The 24,292-nt window shown below is 74.5% G+C and carries 21 protein-coding genes; 14 read left to right on the top strand and 7 right to left on the bottom strand.

Translation table 11 applies throughout. The features are described from left to right. Both BIV57_RS11450 and BIV57_RS11445 read left to right on the top strand, forming a co-directional pair. Positions 1-1,284 (top strand): NAD(P)-dependent malic enzyme (locus BIV57_RS11450; protein WP_079170231.1); only part of this gene is annotated, 1,284 nt, incomplete at its 5' end. A 261-nt stretch (positions 1,285-1,545) separates the two neighbouring features. Beyond that, positions 1,546-1,827: an HU family DNA-binding protein gene (locus BIV57_RS11445; protein ID WP_071656627.1), complete on the top strand. Its 282-nt coding sequence runs from the start codon at positions 1,546-1,548 to the stop codon at positions 1,825-1,827. A 60-nt stretch (positions 1,828-1,887) separates the two neighbouring features. Here the strand turns inward: BIV57_RS11445 and murA are convergent, their stop codons facing one another. Next, positions 1,888-3,222: a UDP-N-acetylglucosamine 1-carboxyvinyltransferase gene (gene murA / locus BIV57_RS11440; RefSeq protein ID WP_071656626.1), complete on the bottom strand. Its 1,335-nt coding sequence runs from the start codon at positions 3,220-3,222 to the stop codon at positions 1,888-1,890. Positions 3,223-3,425: 203 nt separating this feature from the next. Between murA and BIV57_RS11435 the strand changes: the two genes are divergently transcribed. The 9 genes from BIV57_RS11435 to BIV57_RS11395 all read left to right on the top strand — a co-directional run bounded on the left by BIV57_RS11435 (position 3,426) and on the right by BIV57_RS11395 (position 15,318). Next, positions 3,426-3,986, top strand: a complete 561-nt coding sequence (locus tag BIV57_RS11435; protein WP_071656625.1) for a YqgE/AlgH family protein — start codon at positions 3,426-3,428, stop codon at positions 3,984-3,986. 39 nt (positions 3,987-4,025) lie between these two features. Next, entirely contained in the window at positions 4,026-4,328 is a 303-nt protein-coding gene (locus BIV57_RS11430; RefSeq protein WP_071656635.1) for a DUF3039 domain-containing protein, read from the top strand. A 227-nt stretch (positions 4,329-4,555) separates the two neighbouring features. Next, complete coding sequence (locus BIV57_RS11425) at positions 4,556-5,401, top strand: FAD binding domain-containing protein (RefSeq protein ID WP_175548729.1); 846 nt, start codon at positions 4,556-4,558, stop codon at positions 5,399-5,401. After that, positions 5,398-7,836, top strand: a complete 2,439-nt coding sequence (locus tag BIV57_RS25585; protein WP_245797569.1) for a 2Fe-2S iron-sulfur cluster-binding protein — start codon at positions 5,398-5,400, stop codon at positions 7,834-7,836. Before BIV57_RS11425 ends, BIV57_RS25585 begins: the two co-directional genes overlap by 4 nt. Next, on the top strand, positions 7,833-10,181 hold the full coding sequence (locus tag BIV57_RS11415; protein ID WP_419185703.1) for a xanthine dehydrogenase family protein molybdopterin-binding subunit: 2,349 nt from the start codon (positions 7,833-7,835) through the stop codon (positions 10,179-10,181). The genes BIV57_RS25585 and BIV57_RS11415 overlap by 4 nt, the downstream gene beginning before the upstream one ends. A gap of 103 nt (positions 10,182-10,284) precedes the next feature. Beyond that, on the top strand, positions 10,285-11,598 hold the full coding sequence (locus BIV57_RS11410; RefSeq protein WP_079170233.1) for an MFS transporter: 1,314 nt from the start codon (positions 10,285-10,287) through the stop codon (positions 11,596-11,598). 172 nt (positions 11,599-11,770) lie between these two features. Then, positions 11,771-13,558 carry a DEAD/DEAH box helicase gene (locus BIV57_RS11405; RefSeq protein WP_071656622.1) on the top strand — a complete coding sequence of 596 codons (1,788 nt, stop codon included), beginning with the start codon at positions 11,771-11,773 and terminating at the stop codon, positions 13,556-13,558. 152 nt (positions 13,559-13,710) lie between these two features. Further along, the gene (locus BIV57_RS11400; protein WP_079170230.1) at positions 13,711-14,439 is read left to right on the top strand and encodes an IclR family transcriptional regulator; all 729 of its coding nucleotides are present in this window, start codon (positions 13,711-13,713) and stop codon (positions 14,437-14,439) included. 87 nt (positions 14,440-14,526) lie between these two features. Then, positions 14,527-15,318, top strand: coding sequence for a S16 family serine protease (locus BIV57_RS11395; protein ID WP_245797567.1), 792 nt, complete (start codon positions 14,527-14,529; stop codon positions 15,316-15,318). Between the two features lie 7 nt (positions 15,319-15,325). Here the strand turns inward: BIV57_RS11395 and BIV57_RS11390 are convergent, their stop codons facing one another. After that, complete coding sequence (locus BIV57_RS11390; RefSeq protein WP_245797565.1) at positions 15,326-15,811, bottom strand: Lrp/AsnC family transcriptional regulator; 486 nt, start codon at positions 15,809-15,811, stop codon at positions 15,326-15,328. 227 nt (positions 15,812-16,038) lie between these two features. On the opposite strand from BIV57_RS11390, the gene hppD reads away from it, so the two are divergent. Further along, complete coding sequence (gene hppD / locus BIV57_RS11385) at positions 16,039-17,115, top strand: 4-hydroxyphenylpyruvate dioxygenase (RefSeq protein WP_079170232.1); 1,077 nt, start codon at positions 16,039-16,041, stop codon at positions 17,113-17,115. 30 nt (positions 17,116-17,145) lie between these two features. Here hppD and BIV57_RS11380 read toward each other — a convergent pair whose 3' ends face one another. Further along, positions 17,146-17,709 (bottom strand): RNA 2'-phosphotransferase, encoded by a 564-nt coding sequence (locus BIV57_RS11380; RefSeq protein WP_071656630.1) that lies wholly within the window; start codon positions 17,707-17,709, stop codon positions 17,146-17,148. A gap of 49 nt (positions 17,710-17,758) precedes the next feature. Then, positions 17,759-18,181: an SsgA family sporulation/cell division regulator gene (locus tag BIV57_RS11375; RefSeq protein ID WP_245797563.1), complete on the bottom strand. Its 423-nt coding sequence runs from the start codon at positions 18,179-18,181 to the stop codon at positions 17,759-17,761. A 310-nt stretch (positions 18,182-18,491) separates the two neighbouring features. Here BIV57_RS11375 and BIV57_RS26410 point away from each other — a divergent pair, with 310 nt between their 5' ends. After that, positions 18,492-20,957, top strand: a complete 2,466-nt coding sequence (locus tag BIV57_RS26410; protein ID WP_071656619.1) for an RDD family protein — start codon at positions 18,492-18,494, stop codon at positions 20,955-20,957. A 74-nt stretch (positions 20,958-21,031) separates the two neighbouring features. Next, positions 21,032-21,625 carry an RDD family protein gene (locus BIV57_RS11365; RefSeq protein WP_175548728.1) on the top strand — a complete coding sequence of 198 codons (594 nt, stop codon included), beginning with the start codon at positions 21,032-21,034 and terminating at the stop codon, positions 21,623-21,625. A 53-nt stretch (positions 21,626-21,678) separates the two neighbouring features. Here the strand turns inward: BIV57_RS11365 and BIV57_RS11360 are convergent, their stop codons facing one another. From BIV57_RS11360 to BIV57_RS11350, 3 genes are all read right to left on the bottom strand, one after another. Next, positions 21,679-21,966 (bottom strand): hypothetical protein, encoded by a 288-nt coding sequence (locus BIV57_RS11360; protein ID WP_071656617.1) that lies wholly within the window; start codon positions 21,964-21,966, stop codon positions 21,679-21,681. 383 nt (positions 21,967-22,349) lie between these two features. Continuing rightward, positions 22,350-22,940 (bottom strand): isochorismatase family protein, encoded by a 591-nt coding sequence (locus BIV57_RS11355; protein ID WP_071656616.1) that lies wholly within the window; start codon positions 22,938-22,940, stop codon positions 22,350-22,352. Between the two features lie 44 nt (positions 22,941-22,984). Then, positions 22,985-24,286 carry a nicotinate phosphoribosyltransferase gene (locus BIV57_RS11350; protein ID WP_071656615.1) on the bottom strand — a complete coding sequence of 434 codons (1,302 nt, stop codon included), beginning with the start codon at positions 24,284-24,286 and terminating at the stop codon, positions 22,985-22,987. Positions 24,287-24,292: the final 6 nt, after the last annotated feature.

Raw genomic sequence — 24,292 nt, 5'->3', positions numbered from 1 at the left:
GACCGCACCTTCCTGATGCACCTCGGCGGCAAGATCTCGATGCAGTCGAAGCACCCCATCCGGAACCGCGACGACCTGTCGATGGTCTACACCCCCGGCGTCGCCCGGGTGTGCATGGCGATCGCCGAGAACCCCGAGGACGCCCGCCGCCTGACGATCAAGCGGAACTCGGTGGCCGTGGTCACCGACGGTTCCGCCGTCCTGGGCCTGGGCAACATCGGGCCCAAGGCCGCGCTGCCGGTGATGGAGGGCAAGGCCGCGCTCTTCAAGCGGTTCGCCGACATCGACGCCTGGCCGATCTGCCTGGACACCCAGGACGCGGACGAGATCGTGGCGATCGTCAAGGCGATCGCGCCCGGGTTCGCCGGCATCAACCTGGAGGACATCTCCGCGCCCCGCTGCTTCGAGATCGAGGCGAGGCTGCGCGAGGCGCTGGACATCCCGGTCTTCCACGACGACCAGCACGGCACCGCGATCGTGGTGCTCGCGGCGCTCACCAACGCGCTCCGGGTGGTCGGCAAGGACATCGCGGACGTGCGCGTGGTGATGTCCGGGGCCGGGGCCGCGGGCACCGCCATCCTCAAGCTGCTGCTTGCCGCCGGGGTGCGCAACGCCGTGGTCGCGGACGTGCACGGCGTCGTCCACGCCAAGCGGGACGACATCGCGGGCGAGGGCGGCGGCGAGGCGCTGCGCTGGATCGCCGAGCACACCAACGCCGAGGGCGTCACCGGCAGCCTCAAGGAGGCGGTGCGCGGCGCCGACGTGTTCATCGGGGTGTCGGCGCCGAACGTGCTGGCCGCCGAGGACGTCGCCGCGATGGCCGACCGCGCCGTGGTCTTCGCGCTCGCCAACCCCGACCCGGAGGTGGACCCGTCCGCCGCCGCGGAGACCGCCGCGGTGGTCGCCACGGGCCGCAGCGACTACCCGAACCAGATCAACAACGTGCTGGTCTTCCCGGGTGTCTTCCGCGGTCTGCTGGACGCCCAGAGCCGGACGGTGAACACCGAGATGATGCTGGCGGCCGCCCGGGCGCTGGCCTCGGTGGTCTCGGAGGATCAGCTGAACGCGAACTACATCGTCCCCTCGGTCTTCCACCCCGAGGTCTCCAAGGTGGTCGCGGCGGCGGTGCGGCAGGCCGCGCAGGACAGCGGCGAGGCGCCCAAGCCCAACGGCGTGGCCGGGGCAGGGGCCGAGGAGGAGCCGGACGGCGCCGCGGCCGAGGCGTTCGCGGCGGAGGCCTTCGAGGGCCGTCCGGTCGGCGGCGGGGGCGTCATCCAGCGCTGAGCCGTTCGGCTGTGACGGGCTGTCGGCGCGTCGCCGCCGCTGGTGGGCGGTGCCTGGGGTTTAGAGTGGCGCAGGCCGGTTTCGGGGCCCGCCACGCCCCCAGGGACGCCCGACAGGGCGTCATCCGGGTGCGGATTGCGTCTCGTTCGTGTGAAGCGGCGGGGTGGCGGATTCGCTTTCCGGCATGAGTTGGGGGCAGGATTCGCTAAGCGGGCAAGGGCTGTGCCCGTGCCCTGAAGGCGACAGACCACAGGAGTTAGAATGAACCGCAGCGAGCTGGTTGCCGCGCTGTCCGAGCGCGCCGATGTCACCCGGAAGGACGCCGACGCTGTTCTCGGCGCATTTGCCGAGGTTGTTGGTGAGATTGTCGCCAAGGGCGACGAGAAGCTGACGATTCCGGGTTTCCTTACCTTCGAGCGGACCCACCGTGCCGCCCGTACGGCGCGGAACCCGCAGACGGGGGAGCCGATTCAGATTCCCGCCGGCTACAGCGTGAAGGTTTCGGCCGGTTCGAAGCTGAAGTCTGCGGCGTCCGGTAAGTGATTCCACGCAGAACGGCGGGTCCCTTTCGGGACCCGCCGTTCTGCGTTTTTTGACGGGGCGTCAGCCGGGGAAGCCCGGCGTTTCGACCTTGGCGCCCAGCGAGGCGAGCTTGTTCATGAAGTCCTCGTAGCCGCGGTTGATCAGGCTGATCCCGCGGACCGTGGAGGTGCCCTCCGCGGCGAGCGCCGCGATGAGGTAGGAGAACCCGCCGCGCAGGTCGGGGATGATCAGCTCGGCGCCCTGCAGCCGCGACGGGCCGCTGATCACCGCGGAGTGCTGGAAGTTGCGCTGTCCGAAGCGGCAGGGCGTGCCGCCCAGGCACTCGCGGTAGAGCTGGATGGTGGCGCCCATCTGGTTGAGCGCCGAGGTGAAGCCGAGCCGGGACTCGTAGACCGTCTCGTGCACGATCGACAGCCCGGTGGCCTGGGTGAGGGCCACCACCAGCGGCTGCTGCCAGTCGGTCTGGAAGCCCGGGGCGACGTCCGTCTCCAGGGCGATGGCCTTCAGCTGGCCGCCCGGGTGCCAGAAGCGGATGCCGTCCTCGTCGATCTCGAAGGCGCCGCCGACCTTCCGGAAGGTGTTGAGGAACGGCACCATCGTCCGCTGCTGCGCGCCGTGCACATAGACGTTGCCGTGCGTGGCGAGCGCCGCGCAGGCCCAGGAGGCGGCCTCCAGGCGGTCCGCGAGGGCGCGGTGGTTGTAGCCGCCGAGCCGGTCGACGCCGGTGATCCGGATCGTCCGGTCGGTGTCCATCGCGATGATCGCGCCCATCTTCTGCAGCACGCAGATGAGGTCCTCGATCTCCGGCTCCACCGCGGCGTTGCTCAGCTCGGTGCTGCCCTCCGCCATCACGGCGGTGAGCAGCACCTGCTCGGTGGCGCCGACGCTGGGGTAGGGCAGGTGGATCTTGGTGCCGCGGAGCCGCTGCGGGGCCTGGAGGTACAGGCCCTCGGGGCGCTTCTCGACGGTGGCGCCGAACTGGCGCAGCACCTCGAGGTGGAAGTCGATCGGACGGTCGCCGATGTGGCAGCCGCCCAGACCCGGGATGAACGCGTGTCCGAGGCGGTGCAGCAGGGGTCCGCAGAAGAGGATCGGGATCCGGCTGGACCCGGCGTGCGCGTCGATGTCCGCCACATTGGCGGACTCCACGTGTGAGGGATCCAACAGCAGTTCGCCGGGCTCGTCGCCCGCGCGCACGGTGACCCCGTGCAGTTGCAGCAGGCCTCGGACGACGCGGACGTCGCGGATGTCGGGCACGTTGCGCAGCCGGCTGGGTTCGCTGCCGAGCAGCGCCGCGACCATGGCCTTCGGCACCAGGTTCTTGGCACCGCGCACCTTGATCTCGCCTTCCAGCGGGGTGCCGCCGTGCACGAGGAGGACGTCGTCGTCGGTCATGTGTGTCTTCGCGTTCCTGGGGGACTCAAGGACTGGGGTGGTGTTGCGTGGCGGGACACATTAGTCCCTTCGCCACCCCTGTAAGAGGGTATCGGGGGCTCGCGCGGTTCCCGTCCGGGCGGGTCGGGCGCGCGCGTGGGGGGAATCCGCGAAGGTCTGCGGCAACCGTCCCGCGCGGCGGCGGATTGCGGGATCATGTGGCCATGACCGAGGTTGCCTCGCTCACCGGGCGGCTGCTCGTCGCGACGCCGGTGCTCGCCGATCCGAACTTCGACCGTGCGGTGGTGCTGCTGCTCGACCACGACGACGAGGGCTCGCTCGGCGTGGTGCTCAACCGCCCCACCCAGGTCGACGTCTCCGACGTGCTGGCGCAGTGGGCCAATCTGGCGGGCCGGCCGCCGGTGGTGTTCCAGGGCGGGCCGGTGGGTCTCGACTCGGCGCTGGGGCTGGCGGCGGTGCCGGGCGAGTCGGAACCGATGGGGTGGCGCCGGGTGCACGGCGCGATCGGCCTCGTCGACCTGGACGTGCCGCCGGAGCTGCTCGCCTCGGAGGTGGGCGGCCTGAGGATCTTCGCCGGCTACGCGGGCTGGGCGCCCGGCCAGCTGGAGGAGGAGCTCGCCGAGGGCGCCTGGTACGTGGTGGAGTCCGAGCCGGGCGACGCGTTCTCGCCCGACCCCTCAAGGCTGTGGCGGGCGGTACTGCGGCGGCAGCGCAACGAGTTGGCGATGGTGGCGACGTATCCGGACGACCCGTCCATGAACTGAGCGCTTCGCGGCCGAGGGGTGGCTCCTATGCTGGAGGGCATGAGCACTCCTCTTGAGTCCGAGCGGACCTCCGGCAGCGCGGACACCCTCGTCGAGCCCACGCCGGACCTCTCGCACGGAGACGGCGACCACGAGCGGTTCGCACACTATGTGCAGAAAGACAAGATCATGGAGAGCGCGCTGTCCGGCTCGCCGGTCGTCGCGCTCTGCGGCAAGGTCTGGGTGCCCGGGCGCGACCCGAAGAAGTACCCGGTCTGCCCGATGTGCAAGGAGATCTACGAGACGATGCCGCTGGGCGGCGGCGGCAAGGACAAGTCGGGCAAGGGCGGCGACAAGAAGTAGGCCCTCCCGCGCGACGGCCGCGGCGTGAGAGATTGGCGGGGAGGGGGCGCTTTGTGCGGCGTCCTCGGCGTACCGCCGACGCGACCCGCGTCTCGTCAAACTGCCGCTAAACTCGGACAGTTGGCGCATACCGGGTCCGAGTCGCGGTGCGCGGCGAACTGCGGGCCGTCCGGATTGTCCGGGTTGTCAGGGAGCGAGTGGGTACAGCAGCGGTGAGAACGAGGATCATGCTGCCGGGGAGCCTCGACGAGGCGGTCGCGGCGCTCGACGCGGTACCGGCGGCCGTTCCCGTCGCGGGCGGAACCGACCTGATGCCGGCGATCAACTCCGGCCGACTGCGCCCCGAGGCGCTGGTCGGGCTCGGCCGGGTCAAGGAGATGCGCGGCTGGCGCTATCTGGAGGACGGCCGGGCGCTGCTCGGTGCCGGCCTCACGCTCGCGCGCATCGGCCAGCCCGACTTCGGCGCGCTCGTCCCGGCGCTCGCGGCCGCGGCGCGGACCGCGGGGCCGCCGCACGTCCGCAACGCGGCGACGCTGGGCGGCAATGTGGTGTCCGCCGCGCCGACCGCCGACACGCTGCCCGTGCTCGTGGCGCTGGAGGCGGAGGTGACGGTCGCCGGGTCGGCCGGGCGGCGGGACGTGCCCGTCAGCCATCTGCTCACCGGGCTGGATCCGCTCGGGCCCGGCGAGGTGCTGGTCTGCCTGCGGGTGCCGCTGCTGCACGCTCCGCAGGTCTATCTGAAGGCGCAGGCGCGGACGGGGCCGTCGCGGTCCGCCGCATCCGTCGCGGTGGTGCTCGACCCGGCGCGGCGCGGGGTGCGCTGCGCGGTGGGCGGGGTGGCGCCGGTGCCGCTGCGTCCGCTGGACGCGGAGGCGTGGGTGGCGTCGGTGATCGACTGGGACGGCGGCCGCCGGATCGCGCGCGAGGCGCTGGCCGCCTTCGGCGACTACGTGGCGGCGGCGTGCGTGCCGGAGCCGGCGGGCGCGCCGCGCTCGGAGGCGCTGGCGGCGGAGCGGCTGCGCCGCACGATCGCGGTGCTGGCGCGCCGCGGACTGGGAAGGGCGTTGGCATGAACAACCGACCGAGCGGGGATCTGCCCGGTGCGGCGGACTGGTCGCCCGACTCCACTCAGTCGCTGGCGGTGCCGTGGCTGGCGAAGAAGGCGGAGACGCCCGAGCCGTCGCCCTCCGGGCCGTCGGGGCCTTCGGGGTCTTCGGGGGCGGGCGCGGCGGGCGACGACGCGACGCCGGTGGCCGGCATTCCGGCGGTGCCGGAGGCGGCGGGATTCGACCCGATGTTCGAGTCTGAGGGCGGGGATCTCACCGGGGTGTGGGACCCGGGCAGCTGGCACGGCCTCGACGCGGGCGGCGCCACCGCGGGAGCGGCCGACGCGCCGACCCCCGGCTACGTCCACGGCGGGCTGCCGGAGGGCGTGGCGCCGGCCCCGTCCGACGAGGTGACCTCGGGCGGCGGGATCGCCCCCGGAATGATGGCCGGCCTGCTCTCCGGCGGGCTCGGGGCGCCGAGGGCGCCCCGGGAGGAGTCCTCGTCCCCCTCCCCAGAGGAGACGGCGCGGCTGCGGCCGGTGACGGACGAGTCGTGGCTGGCGGGCTCGGCGGGCGACGGCGCGGGCCGCGAGTCGGCGCTCGGCCGGTTCTCGGCGGGCGTCGCCGCGGCGGCGTCCTCGCCGGAGGCGGACTACTCCTACGGCGGCGGGCTGCCGGCGGTGCCGCCCGCGGACGGCGCGGACCCGGCGGGCTACGGCTCCGCGGACGGGCGGTTCCGCCCGGGCGAGGTGAGTGTCTCCGGCGGTGGCGGTGCTGCGGGGGCGCCGGGCGGCGACGGCTTCGGCGCGGGCCCGGACGGCGGCGTGTACGGCAGCGGCGGCGCTGGGCGCGACGGCCGGTCGATGACGGGTGCGCCCGGCCCGATTGCCGGCGGTGGCGGGTACGGCCCGATGGGCGGTGCCTCCGGCCACGGCGTCGGCGAGGACGTCTCCGGCACCTTCGGCGGCGGCGGTGTGTACGGCGACGACGGCGGCGGCGCCCTGGGCATGGGCCACGGCGTGCCGGGCCAGGGGTTCGGCGGCCCGCAGGGCGTGGGCCCCGGTGTGCCGGGCCAGGTGATGTCTGGACCTGACGGCCAGATGGGGAGCGGCGGCCCGCAGGGCGCGCCCGGCCCCGGTGGGTCGGATGGTCGTGGGATGCCCGGCGGCACACCTGGTGTGCCGGGGCAGGGAGTCGGTGGGACCGACGGCCACGGCATGCCTGGGTTCGGTGGGCCGCAGGGCGTGCCGGGCCAAGGGGGACAGCCCGGGTTCGGTGACCCGCAGGGCCACGGTCTGCCGGGCCAGGGGCCCGGTGGGTCGGATGGCCGGGGGATGCCTGGCGGCGCGCCTGGTGTGCCGGGGCAGGGAGTTGGCCGGTCGGACGGCCGCGGTATGCCCGGGGCCGGGCCTGACGGCCAGTCAGGGGGCGGCCGGCCGGAGGGTGTGCCGGGTCCGGGTCCTGTCGAGAGGGGCCAGTCCGGTATCGGTGGCCCGCAGGGCGTCGGCCACGGCGTGCCGGGCCAGGGGCCCGGCGGGACGGACGGCCGTGGCGTGCCCGGACAGAGCGCCGGGGGGCTCGGCGGGCCCGGGACCGGGCCTGATGGCCGACCGGGGTTCGGCGGGCCGCAGGGTGACGTCCACGGCGTGCCGGGACAGGGAGTCGGTGGGACCGACGGTCACGGCATGGCCGGGCCCGGCGGGCGGCCGGGGTTCGGCGGGCCGCAGGGTGTGCCGGGCCAAGGGGGCCCGCAGGGCCACGGCGGGCCCGAGCAGGGGGCCGTCGGGGTGCTGGCGGAAGGCGTCGGCGGCGACAGCGTTGCCGCCGCGGAGGCGGGCCGCTTCGGCGCGCCCCCCGGCGGGTTCGACGCCTATGACGAGCCGCTGCCGCTGGTCGGCGACGGCGAGCACCCCTCGTCCAGCTACACCCTCCGCGTCAACGGCGAGGACCGCACCGTCCAGGACGGCTGGATCGGCGAGAGCCTCCTCTTCGTCCTGCGGGAGCGCCTCGGGCTGGCCGGCGCCAAGGACGGCTGCGCCGAGGGCGAGTGCGGCGCGTGCGCCGTCCAGCTGGACGGCCGCCTGGTGGCGTCCTGCCTGGTGCCCGCCGCGCTGGCGACCGATCAGGAGATCCGCACCGCCGAGGGGTTGGGCCGCGACGGCGTCCCCTCCGACGTCCAGGCCGAGCTGGCCCGGCACGGCGCCGTGCAGTGCGGCTACTGCATCCCCGGCATGACCATGGCGATCCAGGACCTGCTGGACCGCAACCCCCGCCCCAGCGACGCCGAGGCCCGCGACGGGCTCTCCGGCAACCTGTGCCGCTGCACCGGCTACTCCGGCGCGCTCGCCGCCGTCCGCGCCGTGGCGCGCCGCCGCCAGGAGGCCGCCGAGGCGGCCGACGCGCAGGCGGAGGCCGCGGCGCAGGCGCACGCCGCCGGGGACGGAAACGGAGCATCCGCGTGACCACCACCGAAGAGACCCCCGCCGAGGGCGTCCCCGCGCAGCCCGGCGGCGCGGAGGAGATCGACGGCCTCGGCGCCTCGCCGATGGCCGACACCGCCATGTCCAAGGCGATGGGCACCTACCCCTTCGCCACCGACCTGTGGGCCGAGGGCCTGCTGTGGGGCACGCTCGTCCGCTCGCCCCACCCGCACGCCCGGATCGTCCGGATCAACACCGAGTCCGCCTTCCGGCTGCCCGGCGTGCAGGCCGTCGTCACCGCCGCCGACATCCCCGGCGACCCGCTCACCGGGGAGCCCGTCGCCGACCGGCCGGTGCTCGCCCGCGACGTGGTCCGCCACCACGGCGAGCCGGTCGCCGCGGTCGCCGCCGACCACCCCGACACCGCCCGCCTCGCCGCGGCCGCCGTCGAGGTGGAGTACGAGCTGCTGGAGCCGGTCCCCGACCCCGAGCGCTCCTTCCACGCCCCGCCGCTGCACCCGGACGGCAACCAGGTGCGGCACCTGCCGCTGCGGTTCGGCGCGCCCGACGACCCGGCCGCCGTCGGCGAGGTGGTCGTCGAGGGCCTCTACCGGATCGGCCGCCAGGACCCGGCGCCGGTCGGCACCGAGGCCGGCCTCGCGGTGCCGCGCCCGGACGGCGGCGTCGAGCTGCACCTGTCCTCCACCGACCCGCACGGCGACCGCGACCGCGCCGCCGCCTTCCTCGGCCTGGAGCCGGAGCGGGTGCGGCTGGTGGCCGCCGGCGTGCCCGGCGCGGTCGGCGAGCGCGAGGACATCTCCCTCACCGCCGCCCTCGGCCTGCTGGCGCTGCGCACCGGACGCCCCGTCAAGATGGCGTTCAGCCGGGAGGACGCGCTCCTCGGCCACGTCCACCGGCACCCGGCCGTGCTGCGCTACCGCCACCACGCCGACCGCGACGGCCGGCTGATCAAGGTCGAGGGCCAGCTGGTGCTGGACGGCGGCCCCTACGCCGACGGCTCCGAGGAGACCCTCGCCACCCTGGTGGCGCTCGCCGCCGGGCCGTACGTCGTGCCGCACGTCCGGGTCGACGGCTGGGTGATGCGCACCACCAACCCGCCCGCCGGACGGCTGCCGGGCGAGGGCGCGCTGCAGGCCTGCTTCGGCTACGAGGCGCAGATGGACAAGCTCGCCGCGAAGCTCGGGCTGGACCCGGTGGAGATGCGGGCCCGCAATGTGCTGGCGACCGGCGACATCATGCCGACCTCGCAGACCGTCACCTGCCCCGCGCCGGTGGCCGATCTGCTCAAGGCGGTGATGGCCGAGCCGCTCCCGGAGGTCGCCGCGGACGGTGGCGAGGAGCTGCTGCCCGGCGGCACCGGCGGCGCGGCCGACCTCACCCAGGTGCGGCGCGGCATCGGCTTCGCGGTCGGGATGGTGCCGCTGCTGGGCATCGAGGGCGCCGACGAGGTCTCCACGGCCACCGTGCGGGTGCTGCCGGTCTACGAGGACCTGGAGGGCGCGGCGTCCGGCGTGGAGTGCGTGGTGGAGTGCGCGGCCGTGGACACCGGTTCGGGCTTCGCCACGCTCGCGGCGCAGATCGTCCGCGAGACGCTGGGCGTGGTGCGGGTGCGGGTCACCGGTGCCGACTCGGACCAGCCGGCGGCGGGCCCGTCGGCGCGCGGCCGCCAGGTGTGGGTCTCCGGCGGGGCGGTGGAGCGGGCCGCGGGCATGGTCCGCAAGCAGCTGCTCCAGCCGATGGCGGACGAGTTGGGCATGAGCGTCGAGCTGCTCTCGCTCCGCGACGACCGGGTGGTCTCCTACGACGGGCGCTACGCGCGGCCGATCGGCGAGCTGCTCGGGGGGCGCGAGCTGTGGGCGTCGGCGCAGTACCGACCGCATCCGACGGAACCGCTGGACGAGAACGGGCAGGGCGACGCGTTCGCCGGCCTGGCGTTCGCGGCGATGCGGGCCGTGGTGGACGTGGACGTGGAGCTCGGCTCGGTGCGGGTGGTGGAAGTGGCCGTCGCGCAGGACGTGGGGCGGGCGCTGAACCCGCGTCAGGTGCGGGCGCGGATCGAGGCCGGGGTGACGCTGGGGGTCGGAGCGGCGCTCATGGAGGATCTGCGGACGGACGCCGGCGGGCGCGTGGTGAACGCGTCGTTCGGCGGGTACCGCGTGCCGACGGCGCTGGACGCGCCGGTGGTGCGGGTGGCGGCGCTGCTGGAGGAGCGGGACGTGGTGGCGACGTTCGGGGCCAAGGGGGTCGGGGCCGTTCCTGCGGTGGTGACGCCGGCGGCGGTGGCGGCGGCGGTGCGGAGCGCGACGGGGCGGGCGGTGCAGCGGGTTCCGGTGCGGAGCGCGGATGCGGTGGAGCGGCGGTCCTAGGTCCTGTCCGGGGTCCGCGGGGGTCCGTGGCGGGGGGCGGCGCCGTTAGCCTGGTTCGGTGACTGATCTTGAGGGTGGGGTGCTGGGGCGGGCCTATCGGCGGATGACGCTGGGGATCGTCTCGGTGGTGTTCCTGATCGCGTTCGAGGCGACCGCCGTCGGCACCGCGATGCCGGTCGCCGCGCGCGAGCTGCACGGGCTGGGCCTCTACGCGTTCGCGTTCTCCGGGTTCTTCACCACCAGCCTGCTGGCGATGGCGGCCTCCGGGGAGTGGTGCGACGCCAGGGGCCCGCTGGTGCCGCTCTTCACCGGCATCGGGGTCTTCGCCGGCGGGTTGGTGATCGCCGGGACGTCTCTGTCCATGTGGGAGTTCGTGCTCGGTCGGGCCGTGCAGGGCCTCGGCGGCGGGCTGGTGATCGTCGCGCTCTACGTGGTGGTGGGGCAGGCCTTCCCGGAGCGGTTGCGGCCGCATGTCTTCGCCGCGTTCTCGGCGGCCTGGGTGGTGCCGTCCATCGTCGGCCCGCTGGTCTCCGGGACGGTGACCGAGCAGCTCGGCTGGCGCTGGGTGTTCCTCTCCATACCCGTGCTGGTGCTGCTCCCGGTGCTGGTGATGCTGCCGGGGCTGCGCCGGCTGCCGCGCGGCGGCGGTGGGACGTTCGGCCGGCGGAGGGTGCTGCTGGCGCTGGGCGTGGCCGTCGGCGCGGGGCTGCTGGAGTACGCCGGGCAGCACCTGTCCTGGGTGGCGCTGGCGCCCGCCGCCGTCGGGGCGGCGCTGCTGGTGCCGTGCGTGGTGCGGCTGCTGCCGGCCGGGACGTTCCGGTCCGCGCGGGGGCTGCCGTCGGTGATCCTGCTCCGCGGGATCGCCGCGGGATCGTTCATCTCGGCGGAGAGCTTCGTCCCGCTGATGCTGGTTCAGCAGCGGCACATCTCGCCCACCTTGGCCGGGCTCTCGCTCGCCGGCGGCGGGCTCACCTGGGCGGCCGGGGCGCGGCTGCAGGCCCGCGCGCCGCTGGTGCACCGGCCGGGCGGGCGGGCGAAGCTCAACCGGATCGCCATGGTGCTGGTGGCGATATCCGTGGCCGGCGCCTCGGCCGGCCTGCTGCACGCCCTGCCCGCCTGGGTCGTCGCGGTGGCCTGGGCGGTCGGCGGGGCCGGGATGGGCATGGTGATCACCAGCCTGAGCGTGCAGATGATGGACCTGTCCAAGCCCGAGGAGGCCGGCGCCAACTCGGCGTCCCTGCAGGTCTGCGACTCCCTCGGGAACGTCATGCTCACCGGCCTCGCCGGGGCGTTCTTCGCCTCGCTGCGCCACGTGGGGGACGGTTCGCTCGCGTTCGCGGTGATCTACTGGACGATGGCCGGAATCGCCCTGACCGGCGCCGTCCTCGCGGTGCGGACACGGGCCGGCGCGACGTGATGCACGGGTTCGCGCCGGCACTGCCGCGGCAGCCCGGGCTCCGGTTCGGCCGGCGGCGCCGTCGCGCTCACCCGCGCAGTTCCCCGCGCCCCTTCGGGGCGCGCCACCCGGAGCCCAACCCGCTAGGGTGGGCAGGGTTGTCCGTCCCCTCTCCGTGAGTCCCCAGGAGACCGTGAGTAACACGACCACCACCGCGAGCCATCTGTCCCCGGCGTTCCCGGCCCACGCCGCCTGGGGCACCGCGGGCAAGCTGCGAGCCTGGCAGCAGTCCGCCCTCGACCGCTATCTGGAGACCACGCCGCGCGACTACCTCGCGGTCGCCACCCCCGGCGCGGGGAAGACCACATTCGCGCTGCGCATCGCCTCGGAGCTGCTGCACCGTCATGTCGTGCAGCAGATCACCGTGGTGGCGCCGACGGAGCACCTGAAGAAGCAGTGGGCCGAGGCGGCCGCCCGGATAGGGATCCGGATCGACCCCGACTACTCGGCCGGCCCGCTGTCGAAGGACTACCACGGGGTGGCTCTGACGTACGCGGGCGTCGGCGTGAAGCCGATGCTGCACCGCAACCGCTGCGAGACCCGCAAGACGCTGGTGATCCTTGACGAGATCCACCACGCCGGCGACTCGCTCTCCTGGGGCGAGGCGGTCTTCGAGGCGTTCGAGCCGGCCACCCGGCGGCTCGCCCTCACCGGCACCCCGTTCCGCAGCGACACCAACCCGATCCCGTTCGTGCAGTACGCGGAGGGCTCGGACGGGGTGCGCCGCTCCTCGGCGGACTACACCTACGGCTACGGGGACGCGCTCCGGGACGGCGTCGTCCGCCCGGTGATATTCCTCAGCTACTCGGGCAGCATGCGGTGGCGCACCAAGGCGGGCGACGAGATCGCCGCCCGGCTGGGCGAGCCGATGACCAAGGACGCCATCAGCCAGGCCTGGCGCACCGCCCTCGACCCGCGCGGCGACTGGATGCCCAATGTGCTGCGCGCCGCCGACAAGCGCCTCACCGAGGTGCGCAAGCAGATTCCGGACGCCGGCGCGCTGGTGATCGCCTCCGACCACGAGGCGGCCCGCGCCTACGCCAAGATGCTGCGGGAGATCTCCGGGCAGGGCGCCACCGTGGTGCTCTCCGACGACGCGGGCGCGTCCAAGCGGATCGAGGACTTCGCGAGCGGCGACGACCGCTGGATGGTCGCCGTCCGGATGGTCTCCGAGGGCGTGGACGTGCCCAGGCTCGCGGTCGGCGTCTACGCCACCTCCATCTCCACGCCGCTCTTCTTCGCCCAGGCGGTGGGACGTTTCGTCCGGTCGCGGCGGCGCGGCGAGACCGCGTCGGTCTTCCTGCCCACCATCCCGATGCTGATGGGCTTCGCCGGCGAGATGGAGGCGGAGCGCGACCACATCCTCGACAGGCCCAAGCGGGACGACGGCGAGGAGAACCTGCATCCGGAGGAGGACCTCCTCAAGGAGGCCGAGCGGCAGAAGGACGAGCCGGGCGCCGACGAGCAGATGTCCTTCGAGGCGCTGGAGTCGGAGGCCACCTTCGACCGGGTGCTCTTCGACGGCGCCGAGTTCGGCATGCAGGCGCATCCGGGCAGCGAGGAGGAGGACGAGTACCTGGGCATCCCCGGCCTGCTGGAGCCGGACCAGGTGCAGATGCTGCTGCAGCGCCGGCAGGCCAAGCAGATCGCCCGCAGCCGCCGCCGTCCGGACGCGGAGGCCGACCTGCTGGAGAAGCCGGCCGAGGACCGTCCGGTGGTCACCCACAAGCAGCTGCTGGAGCTGCGCAAGCGGCTCAACACCATGGTGGCGGCGTGGCACCACCGCACCGGCAAGCCGCACGGCGTCGTCCACACCGAGTTGCGCAAGGCGTGCGGGGGGCCGCCGAGCGCGGAGGCGACGGCGGGGCAGCTGGAGAAGAGGATCGCCAAGTTGCAGGAGTGGGCGACCCGGATGGCGTGATCATTTTTCTGCGGTCGGCCTGAAGTTCACGCGCGTATGAGCATCCGAAATGCGGAATCCCCTTTCGGTAGGCCGTCGCGGCGTGCTTCTATTTCCCCCAACTTGCGGACGCGGCCCGGTCATCGGGGCCGCCGGATGCCCCGGGGGCGCCCATGACCAGCAACGACTCTGCAAGAGCGGTTTCGAGAGCGGGCTCCGGCGCCGCGGTGGCGGCGGTCCTGGCCGCCGGTCCGCGCACGCCCCGGCGGGCCGGTCAGCCCGAGACGTCCCAGACACTGGACCGCGGCCTGTCGGTGCTGCGGCTGCTCGCCGAGGAGGAGCGAGGGCTCACCGTCGGCGACCTCGCGGAGCGGCTGGGCGTCAACCGCACGGTGGTCTACCGGCTGCTGGCGACGCTGGAGCAGCACCGCCTGGTGCGGCGCGGGCCGGACAACCGGTTCCGGCTCGGGCTGGGCCTGATACGACTGGCGGGGCGGGCGCAGCCGCTGCTCTCCGACGCGGCGCTGCCGGTGCTGCGGGCGTTCACCGAGGACTTCGGGGTGACGGCGCACCTGACGGTGGCGGACGGCGACGAGGGACTGGTCGTCGCGGTGGAGGAGCCGGCCTGGAGCGATGTGCACGTCGCCTACCGCGTGGGGCTGCGCCGGCCGCTGTCCTGCGGGGCGGCGGGGGCGGCGATCGCCGCGGCGCGGCGGGGCGGCGGCGCGGGATGCGCGGTCGCGGAGGAGATGCCGGGGGTGCGGGGCGTGGCCGCGGCGGTACGGGGCGTCGCGGGGGTCGAGGCGGCGCTCGGGGTGGTGCTGCTGGGCGAGGCGGTGCCGCGGGGGCTGGCGGAGCGGTTGGTCGAGGGCGCGGAGCGGCTGTCCGTCGCGCTGCGGTAGGGCCCGCCGCCCGGGGGCCGGTGCGGTGGCGGCGCCGTCGGCGGCGTGCGGCGCCGGCGGCCGACCCGCGCGTGGTTGGATGGGGGCGTGTCGGGATGGGTGAGCAAAAAGGGGCCGCTCGCGGCCGTGGCCGCGGTGCTGCTCGCGGCGCTCTTCGCGGTGGCGCTGCTGGTGCCGCTGCCGTACTCGGTGATGGTGCCCGGGGACGCCTCCGACGCGCTCGGCACCGCCAAGGGGAAGCCGGTCATCACCATCACCGGCCACCCCGTCCGGCAGACCAGCGGTGAACTGCGCACCACCACCATCGGGGCGACGCTGCCCGACGCGCGGATCACGCTGGTGGACGCCGTCCGGGCGTGGTTCGCCACCGACCAGGCGGTCGTCCCGCGGGACGCGATCTACCCCTCCGGGAAGTCCGTCGCCCAGCTCAACAAGCTGAGCGCGCAGGAGATGCAGCAGTCGCAGCAGGCCGCGGTCTCCGCGGCGCTCTCCTACCTCAAGCTGGACCCGGACACGGTGAAGGTGACGCTCGACCTGCCGGACGTCGGCGGGCCCAGCGCCGGCCTGCTCTTCAGCCTCGGCATCGTCGACAAGATCCAGGGCGACGGGCACGGCGGCGACCTCACCGGCGGCAAGGACATCGCCGGCACCGGCACCATCACCGCCAAGGGCGCGGTCGGCCCGGTGGGCGGGGCGACGCTCAAGACCCAGGCCGCCAAGGCCGCCGGGGCGACCGTCTTCCTGGTGCCCAAGGGCGAGTGCTCCAGCGCCAAGGCCAACCTGCCGTCCGGGCTGCGCCTGGTGCCGGTGGTGAGTTTGCAGGACGCGATCGGCTCGCTGCGCGCCCTGCACACCGGCGGCTCCGTCCCGTCCTGCTGACCGGCGGTCACACCGCCGAGCGCACCAGCGGGGTGACCCGGTAGGGCACCGGGTTCTCCATGGCGATCGAGGTGGCGGCCCGCACGATGCCGCGGAAGCCCACCACCCGGTCGATCACCCGCTGCAGATCCGCGTTGGAGCGGGCCACCAGCCGGCAGAGCATGTCGGCGGTGCCGGTGGTGGTGTGCACCTCCAGCACCTCGGGGACGGAGGCGAGGTGCTCGCGCACCGCCGGCCCCTGCCCCTGGACGATCTCCAGTTGGGCGAAGGCCGTCACCGGATAGCCCAGCGCCGCCGGGTCGAGCTGCGGCGACATCGAGCGGATCACCCCGCGGGCGCGCAGCCGGTCCAGCCGGGCCTGGACGGTGCCCCGCGCCACGCCGAGCCGGCGGGACGCCTCCAGGACGCCGATCCGCGGCGCCTCGTCCAGCAGCAGGATCAGCCGGGCGTCGAGCACATCGATCGCCCCCTCGTCCCGGTCCACTTCCGCCACACTGGCCTCCCTGCCCGACGAACGATGGTCAAGGTGTACAACCGCCCGGGAGATTGCGCCAGAGGGCTGGACACTCTGCCCAGTGAAAACCGGAAGTCTTGCGCACGGCGGTGACCCGGGTCACGCTGCCCGCAACGGTTCCGGCCCGGGATGCCGGACGGACGACAGTGACGTCAGACGGAGGGTGATGCGTTGTGGCCAAGGACGACCTCTTCCCGGTCAAGGGCATGGACGCGGTGGAGTTCGCCGTCGGCAACGCCAAGCAGGCCGCGCACTTCTACGCGGCCGGCTTCGGGATGACCTGCACCGCCTACCGCGGTCCGGAGACGGGCCACCCGGAGTCGGCGTCCTATGTGATGGAGTCCGGCTCGGCCCGGTTCGTGCTCACCTCGGCGGTGAAGGCGGGCAGCGACGAGGGCCGCCGGCTCGTCGAGCACGTCGCCGCGCACGGCGACGGCGTCGTCGACCTGGCGCTGGAGGTGCCGGACGTCCGGGCGGCGTACGAGCACGCCACGGCGGCCGGCGCGCGCGGCCTCGAGGAGCCGCGCGAGGTGAAGGACGAGGACGGCACGATCGTGACGGCCGCGATCGCCACCTACGGCGACACCCGCCACACCCTCGTGGAGCGCAGCGGCTACCAGGGCGCCTTCCGCCCGGGCTATGTCGCGACCGGCGCGGAGAAGCCCAAGGCGGACCGGTTCTTCCAGGCGATCGACCACTGCGTCGGCAACGTCGAGCTCGGGAAGATGGACGAGTGGGTGAACTACTACCACCGCGTCATGGGCTTCACCAACATGAAGGAGTTCGTCGGCGACGACATCGCCACCGAGTACTCGGCGCTGATGTCCAAGGTGGTCGCGGACGGCACCCGCAAGGTCAAGTTCCCGCTCAACGAGCCGGCGATGGGCAAGCGGAAGTCGCAGATCGACGAGTACCTGGAGTTCTACGGCGGCCCCGGCGTCCAGCACATCGCGCTGGCGACCAACGACATCGTCGGCAGCGTGCGGGCGATGCGCGAGGCCGGCATCGAGTTCCTCGACACCCCCGACACCTACTACGACACGCTGGGGGAGTGGGTCGGCGAGACGCGCGTCCCGCTGGACGAGCTGCGCGACCTGAAGATCCTCGCGGACCGCGACGAGGACGGCTACCTGCTGCAGATCTTCACCAAGCCGGTGCAGGACCGGCCGACCGTCTTCTACGAGCTGATCGAGCGGCATGGCTCGATGGGCTTCGGCAAGGGCAACTTCAAGGCGCTCTTCGAGGCGATCGAGCGGGAGCAGGAGCGGCGCGGCAACCTGTGACCCCGGCGGGACCCGGGCCGTGACGGTGGTTCAGCGGTCGGGGAAGGCGAGGTAGGCGGGCGGGACGGCCTCCGTCAGCCAGACGCCGTTGGCGCTGCGCTGGAAGCGGTGCCCGTCCGCCGCCATCTCCCCCGCCCTGACCACCAGCACCACCGGCCGCCCGCGGCGCGCTCCGACGCGGCGGGCGGTCGCCGCGTCCGGGGACAGGTGCACGGCGTGGCGGCTCATCGGCCGCAGGCCCTCGCGCCGGATCGCGGCGAGGGCCCGGGGGTGGGTGCCGTGGTAGAGCACGACGGGCGGCTCGGCGTCCTCGTACTCCAGCTCGACCTCGACGGAGTGGCCCTGGCTGGCCCGGATCCGGGTGCCGGACGCGTCGAAGGCGAACCGGCTCTTGTCGTTGCCGGCGACGACCTCGTCGAGCTGCTGCCGCGTCAGGCCGCGGCCGTGCGCGGCGAAGGCGGCGAGCAGGACGTCGACGTCCACCCAGCCGGCGGGGTCGAGCTCGACCCCGATGGTCTCCGGCCGGTGCCGCAGCACCAGCGACAGGAACTTCGACGCGCGGATGCGCTGTTGGGGGTTCTCTTGGGGATTCATCTGCATTTGATACGACAGTAGTGGGGGCTCGGGCGGCCCTTCCAGACATTTACTGGTCCGCCAGCAGCCGGGCCAGGCCGGCGTCGAGGGCGAGGGCGCGCTGCTCCTCGCCCGGCGGCAGGATGTGGTGGGTGAGGCGGATCCAGCGGCGCACCTCCTCGCGGTCCGCCTCCAGCAGGGCGTTGCCGTCCGGGGAGCTGAGGGCGAGGCAGATCACCTCGCGGTCCCGCACCCGGGTGGGCCAGATGCGGACGTCGCCGTAGCCGCAGGGGCGGCGGACGCCCTCGTCCAGCAGCTCGCGGGCGAAGACCCAGCGGACCGGGAAGTCGCTGCCGACGTGGAAGACCATGTGCACGGCGAAGGGGTCGGAGCTGCTGTAGCCGAGGCGCGCGGGGACCCGGACCGAGCGCTCCGGCGAGAGCACCAGGTACATGTCCAGGTCGAGGTCGACGGTGTTCTCCACGTTCTCCATGGCGCGGGTTTCCTTCCGTTCCGGCCTTGCGGGCGCGGGGTCGTGACGGTGCGTTCGGAAGGAGAGAGGGGGTCGGCCCGCAACTCTTACGCCGGTTTCGGGGAATTTTTTCGGGCGTTCGCGTTACTGTTGGTCACTGCGCGGCGACGGTTGGTGGTCAGGTGTTCGGCGGGGCTCCGCGGGACGACGGCGGCCACCCGGGGGTGCGGCGCGCCGACGTCCTGGGTGCCGAGCGAGTTGTGGCGGTGTCATTCCGGCGATGGAGTCCCACGAGTCCTCCTACGGTTCGAGCGGTTCGAATGGTTCAGGTATGAGAGCGAGCGGGCAGGCGGCCGGGCCCGGGCCCGGCTACTACACCGATCCGTCCGTGCCCGGGTATGTCCGGTACTGGGACGGCAACGCCTGGATCCCGGGCACGAGTCGGCCCGCCCCGGCGGATGGCGAGGTGCTGGAGCCGCCCGCGGCCGCGGCGCGGGCGGCGGCGGCCGCGGGTGGGCCGTCGATGCGGTTCATCCCGCCGCCGACGGGCGACGCCTCGGGGGTGATGTACCTCGACGGGGTGGAGGGGCTCTCGACGGAGGCGCCCGCGGCGGCGGAGCCCTCGCCCGAGGCGCAGGCGCACGCGCAGGTGCCGGGTGCGGCGGACGACGGCGGCGGGGCGTGGCACGTCCGGCGGCGCACGCAGGGGCGGCACGTCTCCTGGGGCTCGGGCCCGGGGGCGGACGGCGGCCACCCGCGGGAGGAGCGCTGGGACGAGGGCACGCCCGGCGGGATCGTCGCCGACTCCCTGGCGGGGCTGACGGGAGCGTCGGAGCCCGCGCCGCTGCGTCCGGGCATCTTCGACGAGACGGGCGTCTCGCACGGGCCCGGCACGGACGGGCCGACGGGACGTCGGGGCGGGGGCGGCGAGGCGCCCGGCGGCGTGGACGAGGACGGTCCGCTGTCGCGCGCCGCGCGGGCGCTCGGCGGGGCGCCGATGGGGTATCGGCAGGGAGTGGTCGGCGGCACGGCGGACCAGGTCGGCCCGGGCGCTCCGATGGGGCGTCAGCCGGGTTCCGGCGGGCCGGAGTTCGGCTGGTCCGGAGGGCAGCCCGGCGGAGTGGATCTGTCGGGGCAGGCGCCCGGTGGTGCCGGCGGTGGGCGTGCGGGCCAGGGCGCGCCGATGGGCGGTCGGCTCGGCGGCGGCGGTGTGGACCCGTCGGAGTGCGCCCCGGGCGGTGGCGGCGCGCAGGCGCTCGGCGGGGGCGTGGGGCGCGGCACTCCGATGGGGCGTCAGGCGGGGGCCGGCGGTCGGGAGGCCGGCCGGTCCGCGGAGCAGTCCGACGAGGTGTACCCGTCGGCGCACGCCTCCGGCACCCAACCGCCCGGTGGAGGCGCGGGGCGGGGCGCCCCGGTGGGGCGTCAGCCGGGAGCCGGCGGTGTGGACGCGCAGGACGACTCGCCCGCGGGCGCGCAGGGGCTCGGCGGCCGTATGGGCCAGGGCGCGCCGACGGGGCGTCAGCTCGGCGCCGTCGGATCGGAGTTCGGCTGGCCTGGCGGGCAGTCCGGCGGTGCGGACCCGGCGGCGCACGCCGCGGGCGCGCAGGCGCGCGGTGGGCGCGTCGGGCAGGGTGCGCCGATGGGGCGGCGGCAGGGTTCCGGCGACGTGGACGCGCAGGACGGCTCCGGCGCGGTCGGGCCCGCGGGCGTGCCGGGCGGTGCGGGCGCGCAGGCGCTTGGTGGCCGTGTGGGGCAGGGTGCGCCGATGGGGCGTCAGCCGGGTGTCGGCGGCGGGGTGGACGCATCGGGGCGAGTTCCGGGCGGAGAGGGTGCGCAGGACCTCGGTGGGGGTGCAGGCCGGAGCGCCGCCCTCGGGCGGCAGCCCGGGGGCGGGGCGGGCACGGGGGCGCGGGTGCCGGGCGGCCGGTCGGGCGCGGGCGGGCCCGCGCTGCGGCCGGGGATCTTCGACGAGACCGGGCCCTCGCCGGAGGCGGAGGCGGAGGCGGACGCGGAGCCGGCGGCCGACGCGGAGATCCCCGCGCCGCCGCAGCCCCCACCGAGCGGGGCGCTGCGCGCCCTGGGCGGAGCCGCCGCAGGCGGGAGCGCCGCCCCCGCGACGCACAGCGCGCCCACCGCCGCAGGCGAGGTCTCGTGGGCGGAGCGGGTGCACCATCTCGCCGTGCAGGCGGAGGAGTCGGACGAGGCCGCCAGCGTCGGGCACCGTCCCGAGCCGGCCGCCGCCGCCGCGGCCGCGCCCCGCCAGGGCGTCCGCTCCGAGCGGCCCGTGCCGCGGCCCCCGCGGCCGCGCCTCGGCGCGCCCCGCGCCCGCGTCCTCGCGCGGCTGGTGGACACCGCGTTCGCGCTCGGCCTCGCCGCCGCCTTCGGGGTGCCGCTGGGGCTGGCCACCGCCGCCCACATCGCGTCGAAGATCGACCAGGCGAAGGACACCGCCGGCCGGTCCACCGTCTGGCTGGTGGACGGCGCCGTGCTCGGCAACGCGCTGACCCTGCTCGCCGGCCTCGCCGCCGTCGTGCTGGTGCTGGAGATCGTGCCCACCGCCCGCACCGGGCGGACGCCCGGCAAGCGGCTGATGGGCCTGCGCGTGCTGGACACCGCCACCCGCCGCCCGCCCGGGTTCGGCGCGGCCGCGCGCCGCTGGGTGCGGCTGGTGCTCTCGGTCGTGCTGCTCTACGGCATCCCGCTCGGCCTGTGGCGGATGGCCCGCGGCCCGCTGCACCAGTGCGGGCACGACAGGTCGGCCGGAACACTGGTCGCGGACGCCGCGCCGAACGGGTGATTCGGCGGTCGTGCGCACACATAATCCGTGCACGACCGATCAATAATCCTCAGCCGTGCGGTCTAATGTCCGACATGAGCGCACCCGCACCCCAGAGCGACGGGCCGCGGCCCGCGACCTCCGCCCTCGACGACCTCCCGCGGATGGGCGCCGCCGATCCCGTGCCGGACCCGCGCCGCCCCCCGGTCTCCGCGCTGCCGCCGCTGGCCGGCTTCGGCCGCCGGCTCGGCGCCCGGGCCGTCGACTTCGTGCTGGTCTTCCTCGTCGTCGGCCAGCTGATCACCGGGCTCATCTGGGGGTTCCACACCTCGTCCGTGGACCCGGCCTCGCATGCGCCCAAGGCGCAGCTGCTCGCCGCCGCGCTGATCCAGGTGGGGCTCGCCGTCGTCTACGAGACGGCGATGTTCGCCAAGTGGGGCCAGACGCTCGGCAAGATGCTCTTCGACGTGCGGATCGCCCGGCGCGACCGGGAGGCCGAGATCCCCGGCGTGGGTGTCGCGCTGCTGCGCGCCTGCGTCTACTACGTCCCCTACCTGCTCGCCGCCGGCCTCATCGGCATCGCCTTCTGGCTGCTCAACGGCCTCTGGCAGACCTGGGACAAGCCGTACCGGCAGTGCCTGCACGACAAGGCGGCCCGGACGGTGGTCGTCCGGGCCCGAGCCTCGTGAACGCGCTGAACGGTCGGATTGGTCAGAGGTAGAAGAACCGGTTCGCCACGGAGTCAGCGGTGCGAGAGGGTGCTCTCGCGGACGCGTCCCGCCGTGCGGCCCTCGGGGACCACGGTGACGGGGTATGACGTCGATGTCACCGACCGGCCGGCGCGCTGGGCCGCACTCGTCTGGGTGCGGCGCACGCCGAACGCCACGGCGGCGCCCAGTGCCAGGCCCACCAAGGTGAGCCCGAAGACGGCGAGCAGGCTGCCCGCCCCGGAAGCGACGAGCAGCAGCGTGGTCGCCACAACCACGGTGATCGTCCCATACGTCAGTTGAGCGGCTGTCAGGCGAGGCATGGGGTTGCCCTCCTGGTTTCCTACGGGTCGCGGGGTTGCGAACAAAGGGGTTGTCTGACGAGGTTGCCGGATCGCACGATCGGGGGCGCTCGTTGCCGCAAGCGCCCCGCAATCGACTCTAAGGCAGTGCTTACCCCGCTGGAAGCGCTCACGATCGTGCACGGCAGTCACACAGGGCGCACCAGGGGGCGCACGGCGGCACGCCACCGTCATATCCAGCAGAAACGTGATCTGACGATGCGTGGATGACATCGCGTCAATTCCGAACGGGAATGCTGAGACCTTGCCCACAGAGCGGACAGCGGACGGCGCCGATCCGAACGCAAGGCGTCGAAAGCCCAGTTGGGAGCGGGTGCGGAGGCCCGCCTCAGGCTGACGGTCCGTCAGGGGCGGACGATCGGCTTGCCCACCAGGCGGACGCCCGCCGCCTCCAGTTCCGTCACGGCGGCACCGGTGGTCTCCTGCGCCACACCCGCCGTCAGCTCCAGCAGCACCCGGGTGCCGAACCCCTCGGCCGCGGCGTCCAGAGCGGTGGCCCGGACGCAGTGGTCGGTGGCGATGCCGACCACGTCGACCTCCGTCACCTCGCGCTCGCGCAGCCAGGCGGCGAGGCCCACGCCGTTCTCGTCGGCGCCCTCGAAGCCGCTGTAGGCGGCGGCGTGCGCGCCCTTGTCGAAGACGGCCTCCACGGCGCCGGACGTCACCGACGGGGCGAACGCCGGGTGGAAGCCGGAGCCCTCGCTGCCGGCGACGCAGTGCGCCGGCCAGGAGTGCCGGTAGTCGGGCTCGGCGGCGAAGTGGTCGCCGGGGTCGATGTGGTAGTCGCGGGTGGCGACGATGTGGTCGTACCCGCAGTCGCGGTCGGCGACGAGGTCGGTGACGCCGGCGGCGACGTCGGTCCCGCCTTGGACGGCCAGGGAGCCGCCCTCGCAGAAGTCGTTCTGGACGTCGACGACGATCAGGGCTCTCCGCATTCCTCTACGTTACTGCCGCCCCCGGGCGGCGGTGTGCCGCGCGTTCACACCGTCTCGGTGGGGATCACCGGCTCGCCGGAGGAGAGCTGGGTCGCCGACATCGGCAGCTCCGCGCGGGAGGCGGCGTGGCGCTGCTGCGCGGCCGTCAGCGGCTCGCGGCCGACGATCTCGCCGTCCGTCACCAGAGGGACCGTCAGGCGGCGGCCGGGGAAGTCGGCCGGCGGCTCCGCCCCCAGGCCCACCACCTCGGCCTCGGCGACGCCCTCGGCGTCCAGGCGGCGGGCCGCCCACTTGCGGCCGCCCCGGCTCGGCTTGTTCTTGGAGCGCTTGGCGACCGGCACGAGGGGGTCGCCGGGCGCGGCGCCGCGACCCTCTCGGGCCACCAGCTTGTAGACCATCGAGCAGGTGGGGTGGCCGCTGCCGGTGACGAGGGAGGTGCCGACGCCGTAGCCGTCCACGGGAGAGGCGGCGAGCGCGGCGATGGCGTACTCGTCGAGGTCGGAGGTGACGGTGATGCGGGTCTTCTCGGCGCCCAGCTCGTCCAGTTGGCGGCGCACCCGGTGGGCGAGGAGCAGCAGGTCGCCGGAGTCGATGCGGACGGCGCCCAGCTCGGGGCCGGCCACCTCGACGGCGGTGCGGACGGCCTCCGTCAGGTCGTAGGTGTCCACCAGGAGGGTGGTGCCGCGGCCGAGGGCGTCCACCTGGACGGTGAAGGCGTCCTTCTCGGTGTCGTGCACCAGGGTGAAGGAGTGGGCGCTGGTGCCCATGGTGGGGATGGCGTAGCGGTGGCCGGCGGCGAGGTTGCTGGTGCGGGAGAAGCCGGCGATGAACGCGGCGCGGGCGGAGGCGACGGCGGCCTCCTCGTGGGTGCGGCGCGAGCCCATCTCGGCGAGCGGGCGGGTGCCGGCGGCGGCGGTCATCCGGGACGCGGCGGCGGCGATCGCCGAGTCGTGGTTGAGGATCGACAGCAGCACCGTCTCCAGGACGACGGCCTCCGCGAAGGTGCCCTCCACGGTGAGGATCGGCGAGCCGGGGAAGTAGGTCTCGCCCTCGCCGTAGCCGGTGATGCTGCCGGTGAAGCGGTAGTCGGCGAGCCATTGCAGGGTGGGCTCGTCGACGACGCGGTTGTCGGCGAGGAAGTCCAACTCCGCGGGTCCGAAGCGGAAGTCCTCCACGGCGTCCAGCACCCGGCCGGTGCCGGCGACGACGCCGTAGCGGCGGCCGTCCGGCAGGCGGCGGGCGAAGACCTCGAAGACGGAGCGGCGGTGCGCGGCGCCGCTGCGGAGGGCGGCCTGGACCATGGTCAGCTCGTAGTGGTCCGTGAGGAGGGCCGTGGAGGCGTTCATGGCTGC

The organism is Mangrovactinospora gilvigrisea (assembly GCF_001879105.1).
In the GTDB taxonomy this organism is placed as follows: domain Bacteria; phylum Actinomycetota; class Actinomycetes; order Streptomycetales; family Streptomycetaceae; genus Mangrovactinospora; species Mangrovactinospora gilvigrisea.
This window is presented reverse-complemented; position numbering and strand designations above follow the sequence as displayed.